The organism is Streptomyces cinereoruber, from assembly GCF_009299385.1.
GTDB lineage: Bacteria > Actinomycetota > Actinomycetes > Streptomycetales > Streptomycetaceae > Streptomyces > Streptomyces bikiniensis.
On the sequence record NZ_CP023693.1, the window covers coordinates 1,709,174 to 1,729,007 of the forward strand.

The 19,834-nt window shown below is 74.2% G+C and carries 16 protein-coding genes; 7 read left to right on the top strand and 9 right to left on the bottom strand.

Translation table 11 applies throughout. From position 1 onward, the window contains the following. Positions 1 to 40: 40 nt before the first annotated feature. The 3 genes from CP977_RS07515 to CP977_RS07525 form a co-directional block, all read right to left on the bottom strand. Complete coding sequence (locus CP977_RS07515) at positions 41 to 706, bottom strand: hypothetical protein (RefSeq protein WP_229991589.1); 666 nt, start codon at positions 704 to 706, stop codon at positions 41 to 43. 88 nt (positions 707 to 794) lie between these two features. Continuing rightward, positions 795 to 1,082, bottom strand: coding sequence for a YiaA/YiaB family inner membrane protein (locus tag CP977_RS07520; protein ID WP_062759707.1), 288 nt, complete (start codon positions 1,080 to 1,082; stop codon positions 795 to 797). Between the two features lie 71 nt (positions 1,083 to 1,153). Then, positions 1,154 to 2,305: an acyl-CoA dehydrogenase family protein gene (locus CP977_RS07525; RefSeq protein WP_062758908.1), complete on the bottom strand. Its 1,152-nt coding sequence runs from the start codon at positions 2,303 to 2,305 to the stop codon at positions 1,154 to 1,156. A 79-nt stretch (positions 2,306 to 2,384) separates the two neighbouring features. Between CP977_RS07525 and CP977_RS07530 the strand changes: the two genes are divergently transcribed. Beyond that, complete coding sequence (locus CP977_RS07530; RefSeq protein ID WP_109187063.1) at positions 2,385 to 3,059, top strand: TetR/AcrR family transcriptional regulator; 675 nt, start codon at positions 2,385 to 2,387, stop codon at positions 3,057 to 3,059. Positions 3,060 to 3,077: 18 nt separating this feature from the next. Further along, on the top strand, positions 3,078 to 3,773 hold the full coding sequence (locus CP977_RS07535) for an ArsR/SmtB family transcription factor (RefSeq protein ID WP_062758912.1): 696 nt from the start codon (positions 3,078 to 3,080) through the stop codon (positions 3,771 to 3,773). A gap of 86 nt (positions 3,774 to 3,859) precedes the next feature. On the opposite strand, the gene CP977_RS07540 is transcribed toward CP977_RS07535, so the two are convergent. Both CP977_RS07540 and CP977_RS07545 read right to left on the bottom strand, forming a co-directional pair. After that, positions 3,860 to 4,771: a hypothetical protein gene (locus CP977_RS07540; protein WP_152369806.1), complete on the bottom strand. Its 912-nt coding sequence runs from the start codon at positions 4,769 to 4,771 to the stop codon at positions 3,860 to 3,862. A 119-nt stretch (positions 4,772 to 4,890) separates the two neighbouring features. Beyond that, positions 4,891 to 6,096 (bottom strand): S1 family peptidase, encoded by a 1,206-nt coding sequence (locus CP977_RS07545; protein ID WP_152369807.1) that lies wholly within the window; start codon positions 6,094 to 6,096, stop codon positions 4,891 to 4,893. Positions 6,097 to 6,572: 476 nt separating this feature from the next. On the opposite strand from CP977_RS07545, the gene CP977_RS07550 reads away from it, so the two are divergent. After that, positions 6,573 to 6,890: a hypothetical protein gene (locus CP977_RS07550; protein WP_062758922.1), complete on the top strand. Its 318-nt coding sequence runs from the start codon at positions 6,573 to 6,575 to the stop codon at positions 6,888 to 6,890. On the opposite strand, the gene CP977_RS07555 is transcribed toward CP977_RS07550, so the two are convergent. After that, positions 6,887 to 9,775 (bottom strand): LuxR C-terminal-related transcriptional regulator, encoded by a 2,889-nt coding sequence (locus CP977_RS07555; protein ID WP_152369808.1) that lies wholly within the window; start codon positions 9,773 to 9,775, stop codon positions 6,887 to 6,889. The two genes, CP977_RS07550 and CP977_RS07555, sit on opposite strands and share 4 nt — an antisense overlap. Positions 9,776 to 10,612: 837 nt before the next feature. On the opposite strand from CP977_RS07555, the gene CP977_RS07560 reads away from it, so the two are divergent. From CP977_RS07560 to CP977_RS07575, 3 genes are all read left to right on the top strand, one after another. Beyond that, positions 10,613 to 12,079 (top strand): S8 family peptidase, encoded by a 1,467-nt coding sequence (locus CP977_RS07560; protein ID WP_062758924.1) that lies wholly within the window; start codon positions 10,613 to 10,615, stop codon positions 12,077 to 12,079. A 200-nt stretch (positions 12,080 to 12,279) separates the two neighbouring features. Next, positions 12,280 to 13,845 (top strand): ABC transporter substrate-binding protein, encoded by a 1,566-nt coding sequence (locus tag CP977_RS07565; RefSeq protein WP_152369809.1) that lies wholly within the window; start codon positions 12,280 to 12,282, stop codon positions 13,843 to 13,845. Positions 13,846 to 14,097: 252 nt separating this feature from the next. Next, entirely contained in the window at positions 14,098 to 15,012 is a 915-nt protein-coding gene (locus CP977_RS07575) for a DMT family transporter (protein ID WP_062758928.1), read from the top strand. Positions 15,013 to 15,081: 69 nt separating this feature from the next. Here CP977_RS07575 and CP977_RS07580 read toward each other — a convergent pair whose 3' ends face one another. Further along, the gene (locus tag CP977_RS07580; protein WP_062758930.1) at positions 15,082 to 15,750 is read right to left on the bottom strand and encodes a TetR/AcrR family transcriptional regulator; all 669 of its coding nucleotides are present in this window, start codon (positions 15,748 to 15,750) and stop codon (positions 15,082 to 15,084) included. Positions 15,751 to 15,878: 128 nt separating this feature from the next. Between CP977_RS07580 and CP977_RS07585 the strand changes: the two genes are divergently transcribed. After that, the gene (locus CP977_RS07585) at positions 15,879 to 16,817 is read left to right on the top strand and encodes a DMT family transporter (RefSeq protein WP_152369810.1); all 939 of its coding nucleotides are present in this window, start codon (positions 15,879 to 15,881) and stop codon (positions 16,815 to 16,817) included. Between the two features lie 112 nt (positions 16,818 to 16,929). On the opposite strand, the gene CP977_RS07590 is transcribed toward CP977_RS07585, so the two are convergent. Together CP977_RS07590 and CP977_RS07595 are read right to left on the bottom strand one after the other, a co-directional pair. Then, positions 16,930 to 18,018 (bottom strand): Zn-dependent alcohol dehydrogenase, encoded by a 1,089-nt coding sequence (locus CP977_RS07590; RefSeq protein WP_109187067.1) that lies wholly within the window; start codon positions 18,016 to 18,018, stop codon positions 16,930 to 16,932. Between the two features lie 47 nt (positions 18,019 to 18,065). Continuing rightward, positions 18,066 to 19,457 (bottom strand): aldehyde dehydrogenase family protein, encoded by a 1,392-nt coding sequence (locus CP977_RS07595; protein ID WP_109187068.1) that lies wholly within the window; start codon positions 19,455 to 19,457, stop codon positions 18,066 to 18,068. Between the last annotated feature and the right edge of the window lie 377 nt (positions 19,458 to 19,834).

Genomic DNA, 19,834 nt, shown 5'->3' on the forward strand with positions numbered 1-19,834 from the left:
CGTCAGCAGGGACACCATATCAACGAGGGTGAGCAAGCGCTTAGAGCCGCCGTTCCGGCCTTCCGTCCGGTTCCGCCGCCGCGATCGGTTCCGCCGCCGGAATCCGTGCGGGAGCCGCGATCGGTTCGGGAGTCTCGACCGGTCGGGGGGCCGCGGTCGGTTCGGGAGCCGCGATCGGCCGGGGCGCCTCGGGGGTGACGCCGAGGTCGTGGCGCATCGCGGCCCTCATGGCCTGGAGCAGGTTCCAGATCTCCGCCTGGTCCCGGGCGGCGGTGGCCGTCGTCTCGCCGGGCTCGGGGGCTCCCCGTTCGAGGCGCTTGACCTGGCCGTAGACCCCGCTGAGGGCCCGGTTGACCCGGCTCATCCGGGCGAGCACGGCGTCGGGGGCGATCATCTGCGCCTCGGAGTGCCGGTCGCGGTGGTCCGCCTTCGCCTGTTCCAGGGCCTCCACGTCGGACTCCTCGACGGCCCGTTCCCGCATGACGTGCAGGTGCTTGTTGAGCGCCGTGGTGAACTGGCGCGCCGCCCGGTTGAACTCCACGTAGCAGGTGCGCCGGAGGAGCAGGTTCTCGCGCCCCTCCTCCTGGTCCCGGAGCAGGGCGATCTCCCGTCGCCTCGCCCGCTCGGAGGCCCGCTGGGTGAGGAACGTTCCCCCCAGCGTGCCGGCCACGCCGGCCACCGCGATGATCACCGAACCCAGATCCACAACATCCCCCTCGAAGCCGTCGGCGGCCCCATCACCTCCCACGGCCGGATCGGCTGTCAAGCCTTTCCGGCCGTGCGGCGGGGCCCGTTCAGAGCTTCTGGAAGGGGTCGTGTTCGGCGAGGAGCTTCTCCAGGCGGGCCTGGTCGACGCGGCTGACGATCTGGCCGGCCTCCTGGCGGTCGCGGACGACCTTGGCGAGGGTGAAGGCCGAGGTCGTGAGGTAGAGGACCGAGATCGCGAGGAAGGCCCGGACCCAGGCGCTGGCGTCGAGCTGGTAGACGCCGACGGCCACGGCCGTGAGCGCGAGCCCGAAGGAGATGACGGCCTGCATGTAGTAGGCGGCGGTGTTCTGCTGCTTGACCGGTGTGTCGCTCATGCCGGACAGCATCGGACGGATGTGGCCCCCGCCACATCCGTCCGTGTACTCAGGGGCGCGCGGCTCCGTACTCAGAAGGCCGAGACCCCCGTCAGCGCCCGGCCGATGATGAGCTTCTGGATCTGGCTGGTGCCCTCGTACAGGGTCATCACGCGCGCGTCGCGGACCAGTTTGCCGACCGGGTACTCGTCGACGTAGCCGTAGCCGCCGAAGACCTGGAGCGCGTTGTTGGCGGCGCGGACGGCGGCCTCGGAGGCGTACAGCTTCGCCTGGGAGGCGGCGGTGGCGAAGTCCCGGCCGCGGTCGATCAGGTCGGCGACCCGCCAGGTGAGCAGCCGGGCGGCCTCCACGTCGACGGAGATGTCGCTGATCAGCTCCTGCACCAGCTGGTACGAGGCGATCGGCTTTCCGAACTGCTCGCGCTCCGCCGCGTACCGCAGGGCCGCGTCGAGGGCCGCCCGGGCGATGCCGACGCAGCCGGCGGCCACCGACATGCGCCCCTTGGCGAGGGCGGACATGGCGACGGCGAAGCCCTTGCCCTCGGGGCCGAGCATCGCGGCGGCCGGGACGCGGACGTCCTCCAGGACCAGTTCGGCGGTGGCCTGGCCGCGCAGGCCGAGCTTGCCGTGGACGGGGCGGCGGGTGAGGCCGGGGGCGTCGGCGGGGACGAGGAAGGCGGAGACACCCTTGTGGCCGGGGGTGTCGTTCGTCCGGGCGAAGAGCAGCACCACGTCGGCCCAGGTGCCGTTGGTGATGAACATCTTGGCGCCGTTGACGACGTAGTCGTCGCCGTCCCGGACGGCCCGGGTGGCCAGGTTCCCGGCGTCGGAGCCGGTGCCCGGCTCGGTGAGCCCGAAGCAGCCGAGGGCCTCGCCGGAGGCGAGCCGGGGCAGCCAGGCCCGCTTCTGTTCCTCGCTCCCCCAGGAGGCGATCGTCTTGGCGACCAGACCGAGCGAGACGGAGACGATGCCGCGCACGGAGGAGTCGCCGCGGCCCAGCTCCTCGGTCACCAGGCAGTACGCGAGGTGGTCGCCGCCCGAACCGCCGTACTCCTCCGGGACCGTGAGGCCGAGGAAGCCGACGGCGCCGAGCTTCTTCACGATCCCCCGGTCCACCTCCTCCGCGCGGTCCCACGCGGTGACGTGCGGGGCCACCTCACGTGCGACGAAGTCCTCGGCGAGCCGCCGTACGGCCTCCTGCTCCTCGCTCAGCGCCAGATCCACCGTGCCACCTCATCCGTCCGACCGCGATCACTTTAATTACCACTGCTAGTTTTTCAGGGGCAGGCCTACTATGTGCGCCATGGCCCGACCGCGCAAGCCCCTGCTCAGCCGAGACCGCATCGTCGAGACGGCGGGCGCGCTGGTCGACGCGGAGGGGCTCGCCGCGCTCTCCACCCGCCGGCTCGCGGCCGAGCTCGGGGTGAGCGGGCCCTCGCTCTACAACCACTTCCGCACCAAGGACGAGATCCTCGACGCCGTCGCCGACGCGGTGAGCGCGAAGATCGACCTGTCGATGTTCGCGGAGGACGACCCCCGCGACTGGCGGACGGCGCTGCACGACTGGGCGGTCTCCTACCGCGCCGCCCTCGCCGACCACCCGCACATCGTCCCGGTCCTCGCCCAAGGGCCCGGCCGCCGCCCGGCCGGACTGCGGGTCGCCGACGCCGTCTTCGGCGCGATGGTCCGCGCGGGCTGGCCCCCGGCCCAGGCCACGTACATCGGCGCCCTGATGCGGTACTTCGTCACCGGCTCCGCCCTCGGCTCCTTCGCCCGCGGGTTCGTCGACGACGAGACGGCGTACGACCCCGCCGAGTACCCCCACCTCGGCCAGGCCCACCTGCTCGCGGAGCGGCGCCGACAGGTGGACGAGGGCGCCTTCGAAACGGGCCTGCGGGCGCTCCTCGACGGCCTGGCCGCGCAGTACGCGGCCCGGGTGACCGGATCCCGTGACGCTTCGGCCGCCGCCGAAGGGTGAGTGCGGCAGCCTGGGGGCATGGCAGCCAGTGACCTCGCCGCGCTCGCGGCGCTCTTCGCGGACGAGAGCCGCGCCGCGTTCCTGCTCGCCCTGCTCGACGGGCGGGCCTGGACCGCCGGGGAGCTCGCCCGGCACGCCGGGGTGGCGCCGTCCACCGCGAGCGAGCACCTCGGGAAGCTGGTCGGGGGCGGGCTGCTCGCGGAGGAACGGCAGGGCCGGCACCGGTACGTCCGGCTCGCCGACCCCGGGATCGCGCAGCTCGTCGAGGACCTGGCCGCCCGGTCCGGCCCCCCGGCGCCCGCGCGGCCCCGCTCGCTGCGGGAGGCGAGCGCCGGGGAGGCGATGGCCCGCGGCCGGACCTGCTACGACCACCTCGCCGGACGGCTCGGCACCGCGATCGCGGAGGCGATGACCGTACGGGGACTGCTGCGGCAGGACACCGGGTTCGCGCTCACGGACCGGGGCCTGGCCTGGTTCGAGGAGCAGGGCGTCGCCCTCGTACGGAAGGGGCGGCGGCCCGTCGCGCGCGGCTGCCTCGACTGGACCGAACGCCGGCCGCACCTCGCGGGGACGGCGGGCGCCGCGCTCTGCCGCCACGCGCTCGACACCGGCTGGTGCGTACGGATCGGGTCCGGGCGGGCCGTGAAGGTGACCCCGGCGGGCGAGGCCGCGCTGGGGGCGTGCCTGGGGATCGCGGCGGGGGCGCTGCGGTGACGGTCCCGGCCGCCGCGCCGGGAAGCGCCGTACGGGGCCCGTCGGGCCTCGGTGCCGGGGAGTGACGCGCGGGGTTCCGTCGGACCTCAGTCCGTCCACTGCCATTCCATGCCGTACGCGCCCGGCGGGCACTTCATGGGCAGCAGGTGCGCCGTGCGGAAGCCGTCCAGGGGTGCGAGCTGCCGGTTCCGGGGCTCGGCGCCGAGGTGCCCGCGGTAGTAGTGCCAGCACCTCGACGGCACCGCCGAGGGGTGGAAGCGGACCTGGAGCAGATAGGTCCGCAGGGGGGCGGTGATCCGGCGTTCGTGGTGGTGGGAGACGCCCTCGGTGGCGGCGGCGCGGAGCGTGTACTCGACGACCGCGGTCTCGTTCCTGGCCAGCCGGCGGCCGAGCGGGATCTCGGCGATCACGCAGTTCAGCTCCGGCCGCGACCGGACGCTCGGGGGCGGCCCGTGGGGGACGGCGAGGTCGACCGCGCCGTCCTGCGCCGCGTCCAGGGTGTGGACGACCGTCAGGTGCCGCACGTCGTCGCGGACGGCCCTGACCGCGGTGGTGACGCGCATCTCGTCCACGAGGCGGTGCTCGTTCACGCTCACCGCCTCGTGGACGACCAGCCGCCGCAGACCGGCGTTGAAGTACGGGAAGGTGTCGCCGAGCGCCTTTTCGAGGTCGGAGCCCTCGCCGTAGACGTCGCGGACGGCGGCCGGGTCGTGCTGCGGGACCCAGCCGCGCGGCCGGCGCCTCAGCAGTGAGCGCAGGGCGCCGCGCGGGAGGCCGAGGAAGGGTTCCAGGACGTCGACGGCGCGCAGGGACTGGGGTTTCTCCGGCAGGCTGCGGCCGCTCTGCCAGTAGCTGAGGGTGGCGAGGCTGAGGGTGATCCCGTACGACTCCAGGTGGTCGCGCACGCGGTCCAGCGGCAGGCCCCGCCGCCGCAGGGCCTCTTTGAACACGGCCGCGAACATCGCGTCCGGGCCGTCGGTGTGGGGGGTGTTCGGCATGGCGTCTTCCAGCGGGCGGGGACGACGGGGGGCGGGAGGCGGGGCTCTGCCGGAAAGCGGCCGGGGGCCGCTCGCCTTGTTCCGCGAGCGACCCCCGGCCGGTCCTGCTACGGACGTGCTCAGTTGGTGTTGAGCGTCAGACCGTAGTACTTGAGGGCGTCGTCGAGCGGCTGGAAGTGCGAGGTGCCGCGGGAGTTGACCCCGCCGGTGCACTCCTGGCCGATCGGGCCGCCGGAGGTCATGCCCTGGGCCATGTTGCCGGAGATGTACGCACCGCCGCTGTCGCCGCCCTCGGTGCAGACGCTGGAGGTGGCCAGACCGCTGACGACCGTGTCGGGGCCGCCGTTCAGGTCCTTGTAGGTGACGGTGTTGTTGTAGGAGCCGATCGTGCCGCAGGTCCAGCCGGTGGTGGCGCCGGACTTGCAGATCGCGGCGCCGGACGCGGCGCGGCTGACGCCCTTGACGGCGACCGTCCTGGTGCTGCCCTGGCCCCAGGTGCCGACGGCGGTGACGATCGAGTGGCCGGAGTTGACGGTCAGGATGCCCATGTCGACGCTGCGGGTGCCGAGCGCGTAACGGGTCTTGTACCCCTGGGCGAAGGCCGCCCCGTCGTAGCGCAGGGTGTTGGTGACGCAGTGCCCGGCGGTCACCAGGTACTGCCTGCCGGAGCTGTCGCGGGCGCCGTAGCCGACGGAGCAGTAGTTGCTGGTGTTGTTGAACGTCATCTTGCTGCCGGGGTAGATCGCGGCCTGGGGCGCGAGCTCCTCCTGACCCCGCACGATCTGGACGGCGGCGCCGTGCTTCGCGGCCGCGGCGAGGAACGCCTTGGCGGCGGCGCCCCGTTCGTTGTTGACCTTGACGGTCACCTTGTCCGAGGCCAGGTCCACGGACCAGGCGACGACCCCGGAGGGGACCTTCTTCGCCGCGAGGGCGTCGAGTTCGGCCTTGATCCCGTCGAGTGCGGCCTGGCCGCGGGCGGGCACCCGGGCGGCGAGGCCGGCCTCCTCGATCCTGGCCGCCTCGGCCTGGTCGTCGGCGTTGACGGTCAGCGTGCCGGAGGCGTCGAAGAAGGCGCCGTCGCCGGATATCCCGCTCTTCACCAGCTGGGCGAGCCGGGCCTGCTGGGCGTCCTGCCGGTCCAGGCGGTCGACCGCGGCCTTCTCGCTCACGCCGAGCGAGGCGGCCAGCGCCTCGACCATCTCGGGCTGGTAGCGGGGGGTGGACGCCGTGTCCTGCGCCTGCGCCAGGGTCTGGGTCCCCAGGACCGCCGAGGCCGAGAGCGCGATGCCCACCGCGGCCAGGCGGTACTTACGAGAGTTACGCACGTTGATTCCTTCCGGATGACAGTCAGGAACCCGATGGGGGGTGTATCGCCGGAATGCGCCAAAAACGCACCGACGAAGGGCAGTTCCTGTCTGACGGGGAGTGGGAAACTCGCCGCGGTCCGAACTATTGCCCAGCGGCCGAATGAACTTCAAGACACGTGCGCCGGGTAGTTTTCAACAGAATTCACGGCTCTCCTGTTGACCGGGGAGAGCCTTTCCGCGACCGGTCCGACGTGCGCCGGTACGCCGGCCGCCCCGCGCGGCGACCGGGATACGTACGGGGCGGGATACGCGGGGTGCGTGCGGGATACGGGCGGGATACGTATAGGTGATTCGCCGTTTCCGGATATTCAGGCCCCCGGGCCGGTTCGTAGGTTGATGGGGTCCGGTCGGGGGCCGAGCGGTCGTGAGGCCGAACGGGCCCGAAGGGGCGCAGCCCGCCGCACGGGAAAGCGCGGAACCGAGGAGACGGCACCATGGCCAAGGTCTACTTCCAGGTCAATGTCCCCATAAAGAACTCCGTACGGCCCGAGCAGTGCGGGCTGCACGTCCTCACCGGGCCGGCCGACACCTGGTCGGACGCCCTCCGCATCGCGCGCGAGACCTGCGACACGGCGGCCGCCGCGCAGCGGGCGGGCTTTCCCCTGCCCCGCAGGCGCCCGGACGGCTGGGGAGCGCGCGGGCTGCGCCCCGGCTGGGTCTTCGACTGGACGGCCGCGACCGTGGACGCCTGGGCCCACGACGGAATGTTCCGGGACCGCGGGCCCGCCCTGCCCCGGCGGGGTACCCCCTAGGGGGTACCCCCCAGCCTGTGGGCGAGGTCGCGGCGGGAGAGCGCCCCGGTCTTCCGCATGGCGCGGGCGATGTGCTGCTCCACCGTCCGGGGGGAGAGGTGGAGGGTGGCGGCGATCTCCCGGTTGGTCAGGCCGGAGACCGCGAGCTGGGCCACCTCCGCCTCCCGGGGGGACAGCTCGTCGGCGTGCGAGGGGCGGCCGGGAGGCCGGCCCTTCCTCGCCGGCAGGCGGGTGCGCAGCAGGGCCCTGGCCCGCGCCGCGTCCCAGACGGCCCCCAGCTCGGTGAAGCTCCTGGCACAGTCCTCCAGTTCGGCGATCGCCGCCGGGGTGGTGGGGTGGTCGGGGGCCGGGGCCGAGTCCGGGATCGGGGTCGGGTTCGAGGTCGGGGCCGGTGACGCGGTGGTGTCCCCGTGGTCCGCAGCGGGAACGGGGCTCGCCCCGGAGCCCGCCCCGGTGCCGGGCTCCGTGTCCGGCTCGGCGCCCGCACCAGTAACGGACCCCGCATCCGGCCCGGTGCCCACATCGCTGTCCGCCGCGAGTACGCAGCGCGCGGCGCCCTCCGCGGTCAGCGCCCGGGTGTAGGGGCGGGGCAGCTCCGCGTAGGCCGCCGCGGCCTGCCGGTACAGCTCCGCGGCCCGCAGCAGTCCGTCCCGCGGCTCCCGGTCCGGCGCCTCCGTCTCGGCGAGTACGGCCCTGCTCCAGATCAGCGCGGCCCTGGCGGCGGGCGCGTCGCTCCGGCCGAGGCCCCGGGAGAAGTCCCGGACCACGGCGTGCGCCGCGGCCCCGTCCCCCGCGCGCGACAGCGCCTCCACGGCCCACGGCGCGAGCTCCGCGGCCCACGGCCACACGCCCTTCCCGGCCACCACCGCCCAGGCGGCACGCGCCTGTTCCGCGGCGGCCTCCACCTCCTGGCGGGCCAGGGCGAGGCGGATCATGCCGCCGGCCGCCGTCGCGCCCAGGGGCACGGGCAGCTTCTCCGTCCCGAACGTCCCCCGCTGGGACAGCCAGGACATCGCCTCTCCCCAGTCGCCCTGGGCGACCGCGAGCAGGCCGCGCACGACGTAGGCGTCGGAGGCGATGAACGGCATGTCGGCGGTGGCGGCGACGAAGTCCTCGCACCGCTCGGCGAGGCCGGGCCACCGGCCGGTCCACCACTCCTGGAGCAGCCGCGTCCCCAGCGCGTTGTACTCCATGTACGGCGCGCCGCTCCGGGCGGACAGGTCGCTCCCCGCCGCGAGGAGGTCCTCCGCCCGCTCGTAGAAGCCGAGCCAGACCGCGAAGTCCGCCGTGTTGCACAGGCCGCGCGCCGCCTGCCGGGCGCACGCGGGGTCCGTGTCCTCCGCGGGCAGTTCCTTCGCCAGTTCCCACGCTCCCGGGTCGGCGCAGCTCATGGCGAGTCCCGCCCGGCCGGCCAGGACCGCCGTGCGCATGGGTTCGTCCCCGCTGACGTCCGCCGCGGCGGTGGCCTCGGCCAGCCACCTCCGGTGGACGTCGAGGGAGCTGCCCGGCCAGTAGGGGCTGGACAGTGCCGTCATGGCGCGTGCGGCCAGGCCGGGGCGGACCTCGCGCAGTTCGGCGGCGGCGATCTCCAGCATCCGCCATCCCTCGGGGAAGCGGCCCATCTGGTTGCACAGCATCAGCCCCAGGTCGAGCCGCAGTTCTCCGCGTACGGCCGGGGGCAGGGAGGCGTCCCGCACGATCTGCGCGAGGACCTCCACGGTCCGGTCCGAGCGCAGTCCGGTCACCGCGCTGCGGGCGAGGAGCGGTGCGAGGCGGGCCCGGCTCCGCGGGGGCAGGCCGGGCGTGGCGAGGGTTCGTTCGAGGAGCGCGACGGCCTGTTCGTGCCGGCCGGACGCCGCCGCCGACTCGGCCGCCCTCTCCACCGCCCCGAGCCATCTGCGGGTGTCGCCGGCCGCCCTGTGGTGTTCGGCCACGTCGGCCCAGGGCACGGGCTGCCTGCGGCCCAGCGCCCTCGCCGCCCGTCCGTGCAGGTCCTGGCGGACGGGTCCGGGCACACAGGCCCGTACGGCCGGTGCGGCCAGCGGGACGGCGAAGCCGTAGCGGCCTTCGGCCGGCTCCGCCAGGGCGGCGGTCTCCAGGGCCCGCAGCAGCGCGTCGCCGCCCGCCGCGGCTCCGAGGCCCGACACCGCGATCAGCTCGTCGCGGCCGGCGGGCTCGCCGAGGACGGCGGCCGCCCAGACCACCGGGCGGTGGGCCGGGGGCAGCGCGTGCGTACGGCTCAGGACCAGCTCCGCGAGGCGGGCCGGCACTCCCACCGCCTCGACCTCCGCGGCCGTACCGGTGAAGGGCGGATGACGTTCCCCCAGTACGGCGAGGAGGTCGACGACCACCCGGGGCACTCCGCCGGTGAGTTCGCGCAGCCTGCGCACCACCTCGTCCGTGCAGTCGGCCTCCAGCGCCTCCGCGGCGGCGCGGCGGACGCGTTCCTCGTCCCAGGGCGCCGGCCGGTGCCGGAGCACCGTCAGGCGGGAGGGGTACGTCAACGGCGGGGCGCCCAGCGGCAGGCCGGGCGCGGGGAGTTCCTCGGGGCGGTAGGCCACGGCCGCCGCCGAGCCCGGCTCCAGGGCCTCCAGGACCCGGCGCAGCCGCCGCAGTTCGGCCTCGTCCGCCCGGTGCACGTCGTCCACCAGCCACAGGGTCGGCACCCGCCGGTGGGCGTCCTCGTCCGGCGGCCCGCCGTCGGTTCCGCACCGCCACCGCACGCGGACGGTCTCCGCCGTTCCGGGCAGGTCGGCGAGTTCCTGGAGCAGATGGCTCTTCCCCGTGCCGGCGGCGCCCTCGACGAACAGCAGCACCGGTCCGGTACGGCCGTCGGTGAGGACCCGGGCCAGGGGCCGCAGAGCGGAACCACGCGTCTCGTTCACGCCGTCATCCTCGCTCTCCTTCTTCCGACGGGAATTCCGCGCGACGCATTTCTTTCCCGTTCCCGTTACCGCTCCCGTTCCCGGATCGCCGGTCCGCGCGGGTCGATTCCGGCACCGTATCAAGGAGGCGACGGCGGCACACGGGCACGGAAGCGTGCGGGGGGAGCAGGTTTTCCACCGTCTTTCTCCTGTACGGAACGGGAAAGGCCGCGCGATGCGAAATCGCCGGTGGCGGACGGCGCGGATTCGCGAGGGTCGCTCGCTTTCGGCCCGGAATTCCGGCGGGAACGAGTGCCCGGGCGCGCGGAAGAGCCTTCGGCGACGGGCGCGCCGCGGAGCACGCCCGGCCGACTGCGGAAAAGCAGGGCGCATTGCCATCCGGCCCGGGACTGCCCGAGGGCGGCGCGCACAGCTCGTTCCGCACGCCCGTGCACGATGTCGGCCGACCGAGGCCGGTGGGGTCCGCGCGGGTTTCGCACGGCCCGCGAGTCCGGTGGGCCGACACCTGAACTTAGGGTTCCGCCCGTGCTCCCGAACATCCGGGGAGCCGGTTCCACGGATACGCAATCAACCCTCCGGACCGTCCCGGGCGTCACGCCCCGCTCCCCCGGCCGTCGCGGTCCTCGTCGGGATGAATAGGTGTCCGTATGTGCGGCACCCGGATGGTCTTCCGGTCGCCTCCGTCCATAGGTTTCCGCCCATCGGTCGATCACCCGCCCTCCACGGCGGCCGACCGCACCACGACGGGCCACGGGCGCACCGGTCCCACCGCCCTTCGTGCCCCCCTGCCGACCCCCCACAGCAGAACGGGCGGCATCCGAGAAGTAAGGAACCACCGTGCACCGTTTCACCCCCCTCCGAATAGCCCTCGCGGTCGCGACCGCCGCCGCGGTGATGGGCACCGGCGTCGCCTTCGCCGGCGGCTCCTCCGACGCGGCCCGCCCCGCCGACGCCGGCAGGGCCGCCACCCCCGTGGCCGCCGACGTCTCCGGTGCCACCGAGCTCGTCCAGGGCTTCATCGTCGGGTACAAGTCCCAGGCGGCCGAGGCGAAGTCGAACGAGGCGGCCGTGAAGGACGCCAGGGCCAAGGCCGGCAAGGCCGGCGAGCCGGTCTCCTTCGAGCGCCGCCTGGGCACGGGCGCCGCCCTGGTCGAGCTGCCCGAGGCCGACAAGGTCCAGGACGCGCAGAAGGTCGCGGCGGCCTTCCTGGCCGACCCCGACGTGGCGTACGTCGTCCCCGACCGCCGGGTGTACGCCACCGCGGTCGACCCCGACGAGTACAGCTACCAGTGGGACCTGTACGAGACCACGGCCGGCATGAACGTTCCTGCGGCCTGGAAGCAGGCCACCGGCAAGGGCGTCACCGTCGCGGTCATCGACACCGGCATCGCCAAGCACAGCGAGCTGAGCTCCAAGGTGCTGCCCGGCTACGACTTCATCTCCCACACCTGGACGGCCAACGACGGCGGCGGCCGCGACAACGACCCCTCCGACCCCGGTGACTGGCTGAAGAGAGGGGAGTGCGGCAAGGACAAGAACGGCAACCCCGTCCCCGCCCGCGACACCAACAGCGGCTGGCACGGCACCCACGTCGCCGGCACCGTCGCCGCCGCGGCCAACGGATACGGAACGGTCGGCGTGGCCCACGAGGCCAGCATCCTGCCCGTCCGCGTCCTGGGCCGGTGCGGCGGCACGACCTCCGACATCATCGACGCCATCACCTGGGCGTCGGGCGGAACCGTGACCGACGTCCCCGCCAACAAGAACCCCGCCGCCGTCATCAACATGAGCCTGGGCGGCGGGTTCACCTGCGACCAGGCCTACAACGCCGCCCTCAAGGGCGCCAGGGACCGGGGCGCCACCGTCGTCGTGTCCGCCGGCAACGACAACACGGACGCCGCCGCCTACAGCCCGGCCGGCTGCGCCAACGTCATCACCGTCGCCGCCTCCGACCGCGAGGGCAACCGCGCCGCCTACTCCAACTACGGCAAGGTCGTCGACGTCACCGCTCCCGGCGGCGAGAACAACGTGCGCGACGCGGACGGCATCTGGTCCACCCTCAACACGGGAACCACCACGCCGGACAAGGAGAAGTACGCCTCCTACCAGGGCACCAGCATGGCCGCCCCGCACATCGCGGGCCTGGCCGCCCTGCTGAAGCAGAAGAACCCCTCCCTCACCCCCGCCCAGATCGAGCAGACGATCAAGAACAACACGCGCGCCCTGCCCGGCACCTGCTCCGGCGGCTGCGGCGCCGGCCTCTCCGACGCGGACAAGGCCCTGACGGCCGTCACCGGCGGCTGACCCGACCGCCGGCACGGGCGGCCGGCCCGCCCGACCGCCGTCACCGGCGGCCGAGCCGGACTCCGTACCGGCCGGCCTCCCCCTGATGCCCGACAGCCCCGGCGGCTTCCCCCCGCCGGGGCTGTCCGGCGTCGCGTCGGCCGTCCGCCGACGATTCCCCCCACGCCGACGACTCCCCCACGCAGAAGGAAGACGATCGCATGAAACGCAGAAGCCTCGGCATCACGGCGGGAGCCTGCGCGTTACTGGCGGCCTGCGGGTACCGGCTGCTGCCGTTCACGGCCTCGCCCGAAGAGCCCGTCGTCATCGGAACGGCGAACAGCCTCACCCACCTCGACCCCGCCGGGGGTTACGACAGCGGGTCCTGGGCGCTGTACAGCAACATCTACCAGCCCCTGCTCACCTTCGACCCCGGGGCGACCGTCCCCCGGCCCGACGCGGCCGAATCGTGCGGGTTCACCACGTCCCTGACCACCTACCGGTGCAAGGTGCGCGGGGACCTCACGTTCTCCAACGGGCGTCCGGTCACCGCCGAAGCCGTGAAGCACTCGTTCGACCGCATCCTGGACATCCGGGACCCCCTCGGGCCCTCGCCGCTGTTCGCGAACCTCCTCTCGGTGGAGGCGAGCGGCCCCTTCGTGACCTTCCGCCTCTCGACGGAGGACGCCACCTGGCCCTCCAAGATCGCCACGCCGGCGGCGTCCATCGTCGATCCGGCCGAGTTCCCCCGGAGCGGACTCCGGACGCGGCAGACCTTCCCGGGATCGGGCCCCTACGTCGTCTCCTCCTACGAGAAGGGCGCCCGGATCACGCTCGCCCCGAACCCCTCGTACAGGGGAGCCGTCTCCCGGAAGGGCGGGCCGGTCGAGATCCGCTACTACAAGACCTCCCAGGAGGTGGAGAAGGCGTGGAACGCGAAGGAGATCGACATCGCCCACGCCGGGCTCACCGCCGCGACGCTGGCGACCCTCGAGAACGGCGAGGACCCGGACGTGCGCCTCTCCGTCGGGGAGAGCACGGTGGCGCGCCACCTCGTCCTGAACACGCGCCCGCCGCGCCGCCCCCTGGGGAACGTCGCGGTCCGCGAAGCCGTCGCCGCGCTCGTCGACCGGGGGCGCCTGGCGGAGACGGTGTTCAAGGACACCGTGTCACCGCTCTACTCGCTCGTCCCGCGAGGCGTCACGGGACACAGCACCGACTTCTACGACGTGTATCCCGAATCGGACCCGCAATGGGCGGCGCGGCGGCTGCGCGACGCGGGCGTTCCCACTCCGGTACGGATCACCCTGGGCCACCAGGTCGGCAGCGCCGCCGCCGAGGCGCGCGCGCTCAAGGCGCAGCTGGAGCGGAAGGGGCTGTTCCGGGTCGAACTGGTCGAGGAGAGCGACTGGGTCACGTACCAGGAGCGGTACAAGAGCGGCGAGTTCGACGCCTACGTCCTGCAGTGGAGTCCCGACTTCCCCGATCCCGACACGTTCGTCCAGCCGCTGGTGGGGAGCGGCAACGCCCTCCACAACGGCTACTCGTCGGCCGAGATCGACGACTCCATCAAGGTGACGCAGCGGTTCGTCGAGCGCGATCGGAGCGTCGACCGGTTCCGGGCGATCCAGCGGGTGGTGGCGAAGGAGGTCCCGCTGGTGCCCCTCTGGCAGAAGAAGAACTACGTGGCGGCCCGGCCGGCGGTCACCGGAGGCCACTACCTCGTCGCGGACAACAGCGGGGTGTGGCGCCTGTGGGAACTGCGGCGGGAGCGGTCGGCGGGGTAGAGGGGTGCTCTGCGCGGGCCGGGGGCGGGTTCGGGGCCGGGACCGGGACCGGGACCGGTCGCCCGGCCCGACTGGGCCCGGCCGGGACCGGGCTCGGCTTCGAGCCGGGTTCGGGTCCGGCTTCGGGTTCAAGCCGGGCCCCGGCTCCCGGCTCCCGGCTCCCGGCTCCCGGCTCCCGGCTCCCGGCTCCCGGCTCCCGGCTCCCGGGATATTGCGGTGAGCGCCGAACGGTCCTCCGCCTACCGTCGAGGCATGCAGAAGCCGTCCTCCCGGCTCGCGCTCGTCGCGGCCGGTGTCACCGTCGTCCTGTGGGCCTCCGCCTTCGTCTCCATCCGCAGCGCGGGAGCCGCCTACTCCCCCGGCGCGCTCGCGCTCGGCCGGCTCCTCTCCGGGGTCCTGGTCCTCGGCGCCGTCCTCCTGGTGCGGCGGGAGGGGCTGCCGCCCCGGGCCGCGTGGCCGGGGATCGCGGTCTCGGGGCTGCTCTGGTTCGGGGTGTACATGGTGGTGCTCAACTGGGGCGAGCAGGAGGTCGACGCGGGCACGGCCGCGATGGTGGTGAACGTCGGGCCGATCCTGATCGCCCTGCTCGGCGCGCGGTTCCTCGGGGAGTCCCTGCCGCCCCGGCTGCTCGCGGGCATGGCGGTCTCGTTCGCGGGCGCGGTGACGGTCGGCCTCTCGATGTCCCGGGACTCCGCCGGCGGCCACGCCTCGGTGCTGGGGGTCGCCCTCTGCCTGCTCGCGGCGGTGGCGTACGCGGGCGGGGTCGTCGCCCAGAAGCCGGCGCTCGCGCACGGCAGCGCGCTCCAGGTGACGACGTTCGGCTGCCTGGTGGGGGCGGTGGCGTGCCTGCCGTTCGCCGGGCAGCTGGCCGGCGAGGTGGGACGGGCGCCGCTGTCGGCGACCCTGAACATGGTCTACCTCGGGGTGTTCCCGACCGCGCTCGCGTTCACGACCTGGGCCTACGCCCTGGCCCGTACGACCGCCGGAAGGATGGGCGCGACGACGTACGCCGTGCCCGCCCTCGTGGTGCTGCTCGCGTGGGCGTTCCTGGGTGAGCTGCCCGGGCCGCTCACCCTCGCCGGGGGCGCGCTGTGCCTGGCGGGCGTGGCCGTCTCCCGCTCCCGGCCGCGGGGTTCCGCCGCCACCGCGACAACCGAATCAGCCTGACGGGCCGCGCTCGGGGGCGGACGCCGTACGACTCCGCTCCGGCATCCGGCCTCTCCCCCCGAGGGGCCCTCAGCTCCCGTTCCCCGACCGCAGCAGCCGGCGGGCGAAGGACGTCAGCGAGCGGCCGACGCGTTCGACCGACAGGCCGAGTTCGTGCCGCTGGAACTGGAAGAGCTCCGGCGACAGCGGGCTGAGCGCGATGTCGACCAGCGGGTCCGGGTCCTCGACCCCGTGGTCGACGAGGAGCGTCCGGACGTGGACGCGCCAGAAGCCGTACGCGCCCGTCCGGAAGCGCGCCGGGCCCGTCTCGGCCCCCAGGGCCAGCGGCAGGTGCCGTTCGAGGAGGTCGAGCATCGCCAGGTAGAACGCCGCGAGCCGTTCGTCCGCCGGTGCGCCGGGCCCGAGCGGCGGGGGGCCGTGGATGAGCTGCCCCTGGAGCCGGCGTTCGTGCTCGTCGAGCAGCGCCACGGCGACCGAGGAGGGGTCGGGGAAGCTCCGGTACAGGGTGGCGCGGCCCACCCCGGCGGCCTTGGCGATCCGGTCCATGGTGACCGACCGGGGGTCCTGTTCGGCGAAGAGCCGCTCGGCCGCGGCCAGGATCTGGGCGCGGTTCCGCTCGGCGTCCGCGCGTCTGCGCGGGGCGACCGGCCGCTCGTCCGCGGCCTGGAGGTCACCGAGGAGCCCGTCGGCCCGGTGCACGGCACCGGCTCCGCCGCCCCGCTGCTCGTCGTCGCTCATGGCCCGACCCTACTTCCCTCGACTTCCCCCGAAACAAGTGGACGCCTTGTCCGCTTACCGTGTCGAATGGCATGCTAAACGGACTAAGTGTCCACTTACTGCTCGCCATCCCGTCCCAGGGAGATCCCATGCACACCGCGCTCCTCGCCGCGGCCCTCCTGGTCGGCTGCCTGCTGGCCGTCCAGGCCTCGGTGAACCTCCAGCTCAACTCGGCCGTCGGCACCCCCTACGGCGCCTCGACCATCCAGCTCGGCGTCGCGACCGGCCTGCTCGTCGTCCTCGCGGTGGCGGCCGGGGCGCTCGGCGCGCTCGGCAAGCTGCCCGACGTCGAGCCCTGGCAGCTGCTCGGGGGCCTCGCCAGCCCGCTCTACATCACCAGCGGCATCCTGCTCTTCCCCCGGCTCGGCGCCCTCGCCGCCGTCGGGCTCTTCGTCACCGGCCAGATGTTCGCCTCGCTCGCGCTCGACCTCTTCGGCCTCCTCGGCCTGGAACGGAAGGAGCTCGGCGCCGGCATCGTCCTGGGCGCCGCGGCGGTCCTCGCGGGCATCGTCGTGATCATCCGGGGCATGAAGGCCGCGGCCCCGGCCGGCGCGCCCGCGATGTCGAGCGCCGGGCGCGCCGGGTGGCTCGCCCTCGGCGTCGTGGCCGGCGGCGTGCTGCCGGTCCAGGGCGCGGTCAACGCCCGGCTGCGTGCCCGGATCGAGGAGCCCCTCACCGTCGCGGTGATCAGCTTCGCCGTGGCGACCTTCACCATCGCCGTCGTCCTGCTCGTGCTCCACGCGACCCGCCGCACCCCGAGGCCCAGGATCGTCCCGCTGAAGAAGATGCCCTGGTGGGGCTGGCTCGGCGGCGCCTGCGCGGCCGCCTACGTCACCGGCACCTTCCTGCTCATCCCGGCCATCGGCGCGGCGGTGACCATCGCCCTCACCGTGACGGGCCAGCAGCTGACCTCCGCGCTCATCGACCACAAGGGCCTGTTCAAGCTCCCGCGGCGCTCCCTCACCCGGCCGCGCGCCCTGGGCCTCGCCCTGTTGATCGCCGGCTCCCTGACCATCCAGCTCGCCTGACCCCGGGCCGCTCGGGGCACCGTGCAAGGTGCGTCACCAAAGCACCCCGGACCACACCGGCCGACGAGACGAAGTTCCTCCGGCCCGTACGGACCTCCGTCCCGTACGGGTCTCAGGGGAAGACGACCAGGGCCCGGCCGCCCTTGCCCGCGAGCATGTTGTCGAAGGCGCCGGGGATGCCGTCCAGGGTGATCCGCTCGGTGACGAGGGAGCCCAGGTCGAACCGGCCGGCCCGGATGTGTTCGGCGATCACCGGCAGGTCCTCGGCCGGGTTCGAGTTGCCGTAGACGCAGCCGGCCAGGGTGCGGCCCCAGTGGAAGATCTCCAGGGCGTTGAAGGTGACCTGCTGGTCCTTGCCGCCGATGCCGACGACCGTGGTCCGGCCGCCGCGCCGGGTGGACTCCCAGGCGGTGCGGATGGTGACGGCGCGGCCCACGCACTCCACGGCCACGTCGACGCCCTGACCGCCGGTCAGCTTCCTGATGTCCTTCGCGGTGGTGTCGGAGGCGACGACGTACTCGGTGGCCCCGGCCGCCCGCGCGAGGGCCTCCTTCTCCGGGGAGACGTCCACGGCGACGACCGTCGAGGCGCCCGCGATCCGGGCGGCCTGGAGCGCGGCGAGGCCCACGCCGCCGACGCCGTACACCGCGACGGTCTCGCCCTCCCGGACCCGGGCGGAGTGGTGGACCGCGCCCCAGCCGGTGAGGACGGCGCAGCCGAGCAGGGCGGCGTCGGCGAGCGGGACGCCGTCGGGCACGGGCAGGACGCAGCGGGCGGCGACGACCGTCTCCTCGGCGAAGGCGGCGACGTTGAGGCCGGGGTGGAGCTCGGTGCCGTCCTGGGCGCGGGCGTGGACGTCGCCGGCGCCGGTCAGGGCGTCGGCGCAGAGCCAGACCTCCCCGAGCGAGCAGGGGTGGCACGTGCCGCAGGAGGGCGCCCAGTTGAGGACGACCCCGTCGCCGGGGGCGACGTGCGTGACGCCCTCGCCGACGGAGACGACGGTGCCGGAGCCCTCGTGGCCGAGGACGGCCGGGACCGGCACGCGCATGGTGCCGTTGGAGAGGGAGAGGTCGGAGTGGCACACGCCGGCGGCGGCGAGACGGACCCGGACCTGGCCGGGGCCGGGCTCCGGGAGCTCGATGTCGGCTATCTCCAGCGGAGCGCCGACGGCGGGCAGGACGGCGGCGCGGATCGGGCTCACGTACGGTGCTCCTCGGGGCTCGGGGCTGTGTGAAGGGGCGAGTCGTCTCAGAACTGCAGGGACTTGGTCTGGAGGTACTCGGCGAGGCCGTGCGCGCCCAGCTCCCGGCCGACGCCGGACTGCTTGTAACCGCCGAAGGGGGCCAGCGGGTTGAAGCGGCCGCCGTTGATGTCGACCTGGCCGGTGTCCATGCGGCGGGCGAAGGCGACGGCCTCCTCGGGGTCGCCCCAGACGGCTCCGGCGAGGCCGTAGACGGTGCCGTTGGCGATGGCCAGGGCCTCCTCCTCGTCCTCGTACCTCAGGAGCGAGACGACCGGCCCGAAGATCTCCTCCTGGGCGATGGTCATGTCCGGGGTGACGTCGGCGAAGACGGTCGGGGAGACGTAGTAGCCGGTCTCGCGGGGGGCCTCGGGGCCGCCGGCGACGAGCCGGGCGCCCTCTTCGATCCCCTTCTCGATGTAGCCGCGGACGCGCTCCTGCTGCTTGGCGTTGACCAGCGGGCCGACGCGCCCGCCGGGGACGTACTTGGCGACGGCCTCGGCGGCGAGCGCCACCGCCTCCTCGTACCGGTCGGCGGGGATCAGCATGCGGGTCCAGGCGCTGCACGTCTGGCCGGAGTTGGACATGACGTTGGCGACGCCGACGGCGACGGCCTTGGGAAGGTCGGCGCTCGGCAGGATCACGTTGGCGGACTTGCCGCCGAGTTCGAGGGCGACCCGCTTGACCGCGCCGCCCGCGAGGGCGCCGATGCGGCGGCCGACGGCGGTGGAGCCGGTGAAGGAGACCAGGTCGACGTCCGGGTGCTCGGCGAGCGCCTGGCCGGCGACCGGGCCGAGGCCGGTGACCAGGTTGAAGACGCCGGCGGGCAGGCCCGCCTCGTGGACGGCCTCGGCGAAGAGCTGCGCGGTGAGGGGGGTGTCCTCGGCGGGCTTGAGGACGGTGGTGCAGCCGGCGGCGAGGGCCGGGGCGACCTTGGCGACGATCTGGTGGAGCGGGTAGTTCCAGGGGGTGATCGCGGCGACGACGCCGACCGGCTCGGCGTAGACGGTGGAGTTGCCGACCTTCTCCTCGAAGGGGTGGGTGGCGGCGAGTTCGGCGTACGAGCCGGCGACGGCGATCGGCAGTCCGGCGTGGACGGCGGCGGCGAGCTGCGGCGGGGCGCCGAGCTCGGCGGTGACGGTGGCGGCGATCTCCTCCGCGCGGGCGGCGAGCGCGTCGCGCAGGGCGGCGATGCGGGCGGAGCGCTCGGCGGGCGGGGTGGCGGCCCAGCCGGGCAGCGCGGCGCGGGCGGCGCGTACGGCGGCGTCGACGTCCTCGGCGGTACCGGCCGGGACGTGACCGATGACCTGCTCGTCCGCCGGGTTGACCACCGGGACGGTCTCCGTGGAGGAGGCGGGGCGCCACTCCCCGCCGATGTACATCGCGTCGTGCGCCTTCATCCGCTGTCTCCTCACGTCACCGACGGGTTCGTCGCCCACCCAAACTAGCGCCGTTAGTTTTCCGGCGCCAGGGTGGCGGGACGTGCCCCGGGTCTCAGTGCCGGGCCGTCCCCGGTGCCTCTGTGGGATTCGGTACGGAGCCGATCGTGCCGCCCCGGACCGGGCGCCGTCCACGGCGGAACCGGACAGGCGCGGGGCGGCGGGACTGGGCCCCTCCGCCTTGCCGCCGGGCCCGCGGCCCGGACACGCCGCCGCGCCCGGTGGGCGCACGCCGGGGGGGGCGCGGCCCGCCGGGCGCGGCGGGAGGGGGCCGACGGAGCGGCTGGGATCCGTCGGCGGGAGGGTTCCGGGACGTCGGTGTTCCGCGGCCTCGGCGT